Raw genomic sequence first — 7,267 nt, forward strand, 5'->3', positions numbered from 1 at the left:
TGACAGAAAATAATTTTATGGTGGAACAGGCTTTCCGGCCTGTTCCTGACAGAGGTATCAGAAAATTCACGAATTTTCGGTTGAGAGATTTACGTGGGTGGGGGCGGGTTTATGAGATTACCTGTTTTAGGCAATTCATAGTTGGTGAAACCCGCCCATACAAAGCACAACAAAAAATTATTACAATTGCTATTTTAATTCATCCAATTTAGCCTTAATAGCCTGCATATCTTGCCACATAAACCATTTCGGACTTTCCGGTTCGCGGGAGGGGTTTCGCAGCAGGTACGATGGGTGAAAAATTGGCATACACAAACGATTTTCCCATTCAATCCACTGACCTCTGATTTTACTAATCGGTCGCTTGTCGCTTAGCAAACCTTTGAGGGCTGTTGCACCGGTTAATAAAATAATTTTGGGGTCTAAGATGCGAATTTGTTCGAGCAAGTAAGGTTTGCAAGCTTCGATTTCTTTTGCTGTCGGAGGGCGGTTGTTGGGAGGGCGGCATTTGATGACGTTGGCAATAAATACGTCGATTTCTGCACTCAATCCCACGGATTCTAAAATCTTATCTAACAGTTTGCCCGATCGCCCGACGAAGGGCAATCCGGTTTCATCTTCGTTTTGTCCGGGCGCTTCTCCCACAATCAAAATTGAGGCTTGAGGATTGCCGCGCCCGATGACGGCGTGAGTGCGCGTACTGCCTAATTCGCAGCGGTGACAGCGGTTGCAGTGCTCGCCGATTTGTTCCATATTTTGATAAGTGCCGGGAGGAATCGGAATTTTGGCATTTGCTGGTATTGAGTCAGTTTGGAAAGTGGCACTTTGATTGTTGTCAAAAAGGCTCAGTTGCAAGTCGCTGGACATAAATTTTACAATTAGGGAGATTTTTTTGAGTCTAGAGTTTATAGTTTAGATCGGGTTTGGTGATTTGAGTTTGGCTAGAAGCTTGTATGCGATGCTGTCGAGCGCACAATCTCCAATTAATACTCGCAAATCTCACATTATTTGGTTGAGCTCGTACAGACAAAAATATGTTCTCTAACCCGTTTTTTGACGATCGCGCCGATGCAGGCGAAAAACTGGCCGAGGCAGTTCTGGACGAGCTCGGTAAGTTGAATTTAACGGCACAGGAAGCTGTTAAACCGATTGTTTACGCCTTGCCGCGCGGGGGTTTGCCGGTTGCTGTGCCGATTGCGCGCCGCTTGGGCTGTCCTTTGGATGTGGTTGTCGCCAAGAAAATTACTCGCCCGGATAATTTAGAATTGGCGATCGGGGCTGCAACTGCTGACGGCCACGTCCTCTGGCACAAGCAAAAGCAGCACAATTTGCGCTTGCAAAAATTAGCACTGCCGGTGGCTCAAAATAATGCTCAATCTCTGCTGGCGGATTTGTCTTCTGGACGCCCCAATGTCAGCGCAGCAGGGGCTTTGGCGATTTTGGTGGACGATGGCATTGCTACGGGGATGACGATGGCTGTGGCGGCGCTGGCTTTGCAGTCGCAGCAACCGGCGGCTTTGTGGATTTGTGCGCCTGTCGCGCCGGTAGAATTGATGGGATTTTTGGCCCAAATCGGCGATAAGTCGATTATTTTGGAAACCCCAGACCCTTTTTACAGTGTCAGTCGCTTTTACGGGGAATTTCAGCAGGTTGAGACGGCCGAGGCTTTAAGGTGTTTGCAGCAACAAATTGAGTGGCGATCGTAGGTTAAGCTAGAAGGCTACATCTAAAAGCTCGATCGCTAAAACATGAGACCTTGGCAATATTGGTTGGACACTTTGATTCTGTCTACTCAGCACAATCCGCCTCGCTTTGTTGAGTTGGTGATGTTGAGTTTGGCGATGATTTTGCTCGGGCTGTGGAGTCTAACATTGCAGTGGCAGTATTTAACACTGTCTTTGAGTTATATAATTGGTTCGTCTTTTTCAATTTTGGTGCGGGAATCCCTCGGACCGCGGCCTCAATTTCAGCTAACTCATCTGACAGCTTTGTTGTTATTAATTATCAGTTTTTATAGTTTTGCTGAACTGATTAGATAGTTAAGGCCGTTTTGAGTTGTAGGGGCGGGTTTTACAATGTCATGGCGAAGCTTGTGAAGCAATTGCAGAGCTGATATAGCAATCCTCAGCGGGTTGTGAACTAGGTGTTTTTTTGAACGAACCGCGAAGACGCGTTCGGCGAAGCCGTTCCCGAAGGGTAGGAAGAGAAGATCGAGAGTTCACCAATTGTTAGCCATCCTCCTACATTCTAATGGGATTGATGTAAAATTATGCGGTTGCCGGCGGGATCGAAGGCATATATTTCTAGACCGTGAGCAGCTTTGATGATTTCTCCGCTGGGCGGATAACCTAAAGCCCAAATTCGGGCGATCGCAGTTTCGATATCGCTGACTTCCAAACACAAACTCATGCCTGTTTTTGCTCGATTTGCAAATTCCGATTTGTGGGAATCTTTGGGTTTGAATATGCCGAGTCTTAAGCCGGGGAGTTGAAATTCAGCATAAGTATTGGGAATGTAGGGGTTCGGTTCTAGGTCGAGAAATTTTGTGTAAAATTTAACAAGAACTTCTTTATCGAGGTCTGCTAAAGTAACTAGGGCGGCGCTGTATTGAAAACTCATATAATAAATTGGTAATTGGGAATTAGTTAATGGGTAATTGGTAATATTATAACTTTATATGTATTTAAAATCCTCCAATTCGTCCGACTATTTCGATTTTACCTTGTCGAGACCCTCTGAGAATGACAGCTTCGCCGCTTTGCGGAACAATATCAGTAATCGCGGTAATATTTACTTGATGAGTTACCAGAATAATCGCGCCTTTAGTGTTGCGGTTGTCAAGAATCAACTTGCGGAGTGTGGCTGTTTGTCTGGCTTCTTTGCTGCTGTCGCTAAAGAACGAGTTCAGTGCTGGGAACGGTTCGACTTTGCCTAAATTTATCAGTTTTGCTGTTTCCAAACACCTACACCACTGACTCGATAAAACTCTCGCAACTTTGATGTTGCGGTTGCGAAATTCGGCTGCAATTTGCTTGGCTTGGGTTCTTCCTTGTGCTGATAAATTGCGCTGGGTGGAACAGTCGCCCAGCTTAAAGTTAGCAGGATCTCCCGTACCTGGGGCGATCGCGTGTCGCATTGCTACCACCAACCCCGTCTCATCCCGCTGCAACAATTGCCACCCTGCTTGAGTTTGCGCGTTGGTTGCTGCGTCAGAACTTGCAGTTGCAGTAATTAAGCCGATCGACAATACTAAAGCTAGCAACCCGAAAAATTCTTTCCTGTTGAGGTAAATCCGCGCAGCCATTGTTCCAGAAGTTAGAAATTATCTTATCATATTCTAATACAACAAATATTGCTCTATGGAACTCACCAATTTTATTGCTCTGTCTGTCATTGTTGCCCTCGTGCTGGGGATTGGGTTGGGAACAATGACTTGGGCTTACTTCGGCAAGGGCAGCATTTCTGTACTCTTTAAAGAACCAATTTTAAATTTCCCCGAATTTTCCGATACCGACAGCGGTAGCAAAGCTTCCGTTTATTTTCAACAAGGAATTGAAGCTTATCAGTCGGGAAATTACCGCAAAGCCAAAGATAAATTTACCAGCGCTGTAGAACAAGTTTCAACTTTGGCAGAAGCTTACCACAATCGCGGCTTGGCTGTTGCGAATTTGCGATCTGATGACGAGGCTGTTGCCGATTTGCTCCGGGCCAGCGAATTATATCAACAGCAGGGGAATGGATTTGCGATCGACACGATTAAACAAAATCTTGCCGCCTTGAAGCAGCGCAAATTAGAACGAGAAAAACAAAAAGCATTAGCGAAATAAATTATTATGTTCGGTCCGTATAACTGGGCCGACACCTCAAGTTTTAGTCTGAAAAACCCGGTTTCTTTAAGGGTTGGAAGAAACCGGGTTTGTTTGCATAATTTTTATTAAAGTTGAAAATCAAGATTTAACCTTCTACAACTCAACTAAATTTTTCTGGTATCTTCTATTTGGTCGATTTTAGCAATCATCATTTCTCGGCTGGATGCCACAACTCTATAATTAGTAATGGGATCGTAAGCTTCCCATTCTTGAGTTACTTCGCTGTCTTGCCACAAAAACCATTCCCGGTAAATTTCACCGTCATCAATGTCGCCGCACAAGGGAAGCCAATCATCTCCTCCCAAATTATCAAAGTCTCCTCCTACTAAATCAATCCAAGCTGCAAGAATACAAGATTCAATAGCATTATTGTTAACAGCAACGGTGTTAGATTCAATAGAAGTTTCGGGAAAACAAAGTGTGGATTTCATAAGCTGTACCTGAATGCTATGTTATTAATTTATAAAAAAATCCTCTACGGCAGTGACAGCAGAATGCCGCTATCTTAACCTCCACAGTTCCCACCTCGAAAAACCTGGATACCCAAAGCGCTCAAATGCTTCTGCTGCGAGACTTGAGAGCGCTTTGAGTCAAGTCGCTACAGAGGCTAAATTGAGCCACTTTGCCAACTGGCATAGAAGAAAGCCCGATCGACCAAATATTGTTGGCGAAGGATGTCGCGCCTTGAGGAGCGAAGACAGCGCGACTGCCAATTGTATACTGGGTAAGTTGGCGAGTTTCCGTACAGTTTTTGTGATAAAATTAGCAGCAAGCAAACTTTCATACCGAAAGCCCGCTTTAGTCAAAAGCTTTCCAACGGTGGTGCGATCGCCCGTTTTGATTAATTGTTAATTTTGCGAAGTCCCGATCTACTGTTAGGGGAAAAAAAGTATGCAAGCAACCAACGAAGAAGGAATGATCAATCTGACCATCCACTACACCAACGGCAAACAGCAACACTTCCAGTTCATTGCACCAGAGGGAACAGTAGGAGAGCAAGCAACTTTAGGCACTCGCCTGCACAAAATGTTGACTGCAGACCCGATAATTCTCGAAGTGGCAGATAAACTGGTAGTTATCCCAGTTCACAACATACAAAGTATTGAAATATCGCCGGTTCCTCCCAAATTACCAGAGGGTGTCCTTTACCCAATGCGAGAAATCAAGAAATAAGGTGTTCTGCATTTCAATTCAACTGAAAAGGCGGACAGGATGCTCAACATCCGCAAAGTTTTAATAAACATAAAGGTACAAAGTTAAGGCGGTAAAACTTATTACTGCTAACAGATTTAAATCACCAAAAAACTTGTTGCTTGCCGTGAAATCAGCGACTCAAAAAAAAGGCAATTGTAGATAACAGCCAACCCTTATATCATCACTCATTCCTAATCTAAAATCTAAAATCTAAAATTGCATGACGGTATATCTCACATGAGTGAGGTGAATAATTGCAGGTTTCGCAGACTTTAACTTACCGAAAAAATGCTAGAGCTCCACTGTCACACTACTTATTCCGACGGCACTCTCACCCCTGCCGAACTCGTAGCCGCCGCTGCGTCTTCGGGGGTTCGCGCCTTGGCCGTCACCGATCACGATACGATGTCGGGTTGGGATGAAGCCTTCGCCGCCGCTGCTTTGTACGGTATAGAAATCGTGCCCGGACTCGAACTGAGCACTGTTCACAACGGCCGTTCGCTGCACATTTTAGGTTTTTATCCCGATGCAAATAAGTTGCGAGTTCCTTTGAACGATCGCCTGGAAGGACGGTTTCGCCGATCGCAAGAAATGGTCGAAAAATTAGCAGCAATGGGATACGCGATCGAACTGCCAAAAACATCTCCAGGAATGGCACCGGGACGGCCTCACATTGCCTCTGCACTTGTAAAAGCCGGTCACGCCAAATCATCGCGGGAAGCATTCGATCGCTGGCTGGGAGATGACGGCCCGGCTTATGTTCATTACGAGAAATTCTCGATCGTCGAAGGCATTGATTTACTGAAAAGTTGCGGCGCAGTACCGGTGTGGGCTCACCCTTATTTATTTCGCGGCGGCGCTGTTGAGGAAGTCTTACAAGAATTAGTAGATGCTGGTTTAATGGGAGTTGAAGTATACCATCCCAGTCACAGTTCCAGCCAAATCCAAAAGTTGAAAGATTTGTGTCTTCATTACGGTTTGCTGGCAACTGGTGGCAGCGATTATCACGGTCCCGATCCGGAAAGGAAGGCAGCAGATAGCACCCAGTTGAATATGCTGCATTTGCCGTTAGAATTACTGGAACCGATTAAAGTTGCTGCGGCGAGTTTGAAATAGTTGTTTGTGACGCATTTTGCGGATGTATAAAGTTGTCACTCAAAAAACTAAGGATTTTTGAGCGAGGAATTTGCACGAAGTAAGCCATCAGAAGAAGACCGAGGTCAACCAGAATATAAATTAATATGAAGTTAAAGACAATTGCAGGCGAGTTAATTTTACAATTTTAGTAAAGCAACTTGCCAAACGGAGCTTATCATGAGTACAGAAGACAGAGCTAAGGCGATCGGCAAAAATTTAGAAGGCAAAGCTCAGGAAATTTTCGGCAACATCACGGGCAACAAAAAAGACCAGGTTGAAGGCAAAGCCAAACAAGCCGAAGCTGCGGCCCGCCACGCAGCAGAAGATGCTAAAAATGCTGTGAAAAATCTGACAGATCAAGCCAAAAAGTCGATCGACAAATTGTAAAAACTGCAATTAGTGAATTAGTGAAGCGGAGCTATCGCAGATACCCAGCGATAGCTTCCCTTCCCTCGTCCCGGACATTCCATATAATTAGGGCTTGCTGAATAAGTAAACGAAGTTCAAAAAGACATCGAGGATTAATTCCAGCCAGCCGCTAAGTTAAGTTTTTATTGTCGTTAAACTTCTCGAATATAATTTTTTATAATCGCCGAATAGGAGCAAGTTGTTATTGATGAAAACTGACACCAAAAAACCACAATAACCTTCTCAATCGCGCGACAACGTTCATCAATAAAAAAGCAATTGCTTCTTCGGTTTGGGAAGTATTATCGAGACATTTAAAGTTTTGCTTGCCGATACGAGTCAAGCCATTTTTTATGACATTTAAAGAACCGCACTTGGGAGAATTTATAAAGAAGGATGTTAAGCAAGTGAAACTAAATGATTATACCCGATGCCGCCTAACCATACACCACTACCGATGTCTGAAATCTATCCCGTAAATGTACCACTAGATTTTACATGAAAAATTCACTCAGCCTACGCTTTTAATGTTAGCGATGAATTTCTATCTGCTGCGAATTAGATCGGTTATCTCTTCAGGTGATACCATTTTTTTAAAGATGTGATAGACTTGAAGAAAACAAGGAGCAAATTAAAATGTCGGGTCGCCCTCAGATAAA

The 7,267-nt window shown here is 44.3% G+C and carries 12 protein-coding genes and 1 pseudogene; 8 read left to right on the forward strand and 5 right to left on the reverse strand.

Features of this window, described 5'->3' with window-relative positions:
* The coding region (locus QUA80_RS28695; protein ID WP_333428370.1) for a hypothetical protein at positions 1-212 on the forward strand (212 nt) is incomplete at its 5' end.
* Here QUA80_RS28695 and QUA80_RS28700 read toward each other — a convergent pair.
* Complete coding sequence (locus tag QUA80_RS28700) at positions 190-867, reverse strand: uracil-DNA glycosylase (RefSeq protein ID WP_333428371.1); 678 nt, start codon at positions 865-867, stop codon at positions 190-192. The genes QUA80_RS28695 and QUA80_RS28700 overlap by 23 nt on opposite strands.
* A 167-nt stretch (positions 868-1,034) precedes the next feature.
* On the opposite strand from QUA80_RS28700, the gene QUA80_RS28705 reads away from it, so the two are divergent.
* Together QUA80_RS28705 and QUA80_RS28710 are read left to right on the forward strand one after the other, a co-directional pair.
* Positions 1,035-1,706 (forward strand): phosphoribosyltransferase family protein, encoded by a 672-nt coding sequence (locus QUA80_RS28705; protein ID WP_333428372.1) that lies wholly within the window; start codon positions 1,035-1,037, stop codon positions 1,704-1,706.
* Positions 1,707-1,748: 42 nt separating this feature from the next.
* A complete protein-coding gene (locus QUA80_RS28710) occupies positions 1,749-2,039 on the forward strand; it encodes a hypothetical protein (protein WP_333428373.1) in 291 nt (96 codons plus the stop codon).
* Between the two features lie 208 nt (positions 2,040-2,247).
* Here QUA80_RS28710 and QUA80_RS28715 read toward each other — a convergent pair whose 3' ends face one another.
* Together QUA80_RS28715 and QUA80_RS28720 are read right to left on the reverse strand one after the other, a co-directional pair.
* Positions 2,248-2,619 carry a VOC family protein gene (locus QUA80_RS28715; protein WP_333428374.1) on the reverse strand — a complete coding sequence of 124 codons (372 nt, stop codon included), beginning with the start codon at positions 2,617-2,619 and terminating at the stop codon, positions 2,248-2,250.
* A 64-nt stretch (positions 2,620-2,683) separates the two neighbouring features.
* Positions 2,684-3,304, reverse strand: a complete 621-nt coding sequence (locus tag QUA80_RS28720; RefSeq protein ID WP_333428375.1) for a histidine phosphatase family protein — start codon at positions 3,302-3,304, stop codon at positions 2,684-2,686.
* 55 nt (positions 3,305-3,359) lie between these two features.
* On the opposite strand from QUA80_RS28720, the gene QUA80_RS28725 reads away from it, so the two are divergent.
* On the forward strand, positions 3,360-3,827 hold the full coding sequence (locus tag QUA80_RS28725) for a hypothetical protein (protein ID WP_333428376.1): 468 nt from the start codon (positions 3,360-3,362) through the stop codon (positions 3,825-3,827).
* A 146-nt stretch (positions 3,828-3,973) separates the two neighbouring features.
* Here the strand turns inward: QUA80_RS28725 and QUA80_RS28730 are convergent, their stop codons facing one another.
* A complete protein-coding gene (locus QUA80_RS28730; RefSeq protein ID WP_333428377.1) occupies positions 3,974-4,300 on the reverse strand; it encodes a hypothetical protein in 327 nt (108 codons plus the stop codon).
* Positions 4,301-4,352: 52 nt separating this feature from the next.
* On the opposite strand from QUA80_RS28730, the gene QUA80_RS28735 reads away from it, so the two are divergent.
* The 4 genes from QUA80_RS28735 (at position 4,353) to QUA80_RS28750 (ending at position 6,587) form a co-directional block, all read left to right on the forward strand.
* Positions 4,353-4,721 carry a hypothetical protein gene (locus tag QUA80_RS28735; protein ID WP_333428378.1) on the forward strand — a complete coding sequence of 123 codons (369 nt, stop codon included), beginning with the start codon at positions 4,353-4,355 and terminating at the stop codon, positions 4,719-4,721.
* 39 nt (positions 4,722-4,760) lie between these two features.
* A complete protein-coding gene (locus QUA80_RS28740) occupies positions 4,761-5,042 on the forward strand; it encodes a hypothetical protein (protein WP_333428379.1) in 282 nt (93 codons plus the stop codon).
* 309 nt (positions 5,043-5,351) lie between these two features.
* The gene (locus QUA80_RS28745) at positions 5,352-6,179 is read left to right on the forward strand and encodes a PHP domain-containing protein (RefSeq protein ID WP_333428380.1); all 828 of its coding nucleotides are present in this window, start codon (positions 5,352-5,354) and stop codon (positions 6,177-6,179) included.
* Positions 6,180-6,377: 198 nt separating this feature from the next.
* Positions 6,378-6,587, forward strand: coding sequence for a CsbD family protein (locus QUA80_RS28750; protein WP_333428381.1), 210 nt, complete (start codon positions 6,378-6,380; stop codon positions 6,585-6,587).
* 358 nt (positions 6,588-6,945) lie between these two features.
* Here the strand turns inward: QUA80_RS28750 and QUA80_RS33995 are convergent.
* Positions 6,946-6,996, reverse strand: a pseudogene (locus tag QUA80_RS33995) (hypothetical protein); the annotation flags it as partial.
* Positions 6,997-7,267 lie beyond the last annotated feature (271 nt).

Source organism: Microcoleus sp. F4-D5 (genome assembly GCF_036704885.1).
GTDB lineage: Bacteria > Cyanobacteriota > Cyanobacteriia > Cyanobacteriales > Microcoleaceae > Microcoleus.